Here is a 972-nt window from a genome sequence, read left to right on the forward strand (position 1 = left end):
GGCCCACCTTGTACAGGGAGGTGACGTCCTGTTCGGTGGCGGCGAGGTCGGTGAGCATGGTGCCGACGATGGCTTCGAGGTCGGCGGCGGCCTTGGCGAGGGTGTCGCGGGCGGTGGCGAGTTCCTCGCCGCCGGCGGCGTCGGCGAGGAACTTCTTGATCTCCTCGGAGAGGGCGGTGAGGGCCTGGCCCTGGTCGCGGACGACCTTGCGGAAGAAGAAGTCCTGGCCCTGGATGGCGGTGGTGCCCTCGTAGAGGGTGTCGATCTTGGCGTCGCGGATGTACTGCTCGATGGGGTATTCCTGCAGGTAGCCGGAGCCGCCGAGGGTCTGCAGGGACTGGGCGAGCTGCTCGTAGGACCGCTCGGAGCCGTAGCCCTTGACGATGGGCAGGAGCAGGTCGTTGAGGCGGTGGGCGGCGGAGGCGTCTTCGCCTGCGGCCTCCTGGACGAGGATGTCGTCCTGGACGGAGGCGGTGTAGAGGACCAGGGCGCGCATGCCTTCGGCGTAGGCCTTCTGGGTCATGAGCGAGCGGCGGACGTCGGGGTGGTGGGTGATGGTGACGCGGGGGGCGGTCTTGTCGGTGAACTGGGTCAGGTCCGCGCCCTGGACCCGCTCCTTGGCGTACTCCAGGGCGTTGAGGTAGCCGGTGGAGGCGGTGGCGATGGCTTTGGTGCCGACCATCATGCGGGCGAATTCGATGATCTTGAACATCTGGCGGATGCCGTCGTGCTTCTCGCCCAGGAGCCAGCCCTTGGCGGGGTGCTGGTCGCCGAAGGTCATCTCGCAGGTGTTGGAGGCCTTGAGGCCCATCTTGTGCTCGACGTTGGTGGCGTAGGCGCCGTTGCGCTCGCCGAGTTCGCCGGTCTCCCAGTCGAAGTCGTACTTGGGGACGAGGAAGAGGGACAGGCCCTTGGTGCCCGGTCCGGCGCCCTCGGGGCGGGCGAGCACGAAGTGCATGATGTTCTCGGACA

General features: G+C 67.7%; 1 protein-coding gene. It reads right to left on the reverse strand.

The features are described 5' to 3' along the window. Positions 1-972: acyl-CoA dehydrogenase family protein (locus IF129_RS25915; RefSeq protein ID WP_191212277.1), on the reverse strand; the 972-nt coding region annotated here is incomplete at both ends.

This window comes from Streptomyces chumphonensis (assembly GCF_014779715.1).
Taxonomy (GTDB): Bacteria; Actinomycetota; Actinomycetes; order Streptomycetales; family Streptomycetaceae; genus Streptomyces; species Streptomyces chumphonensis.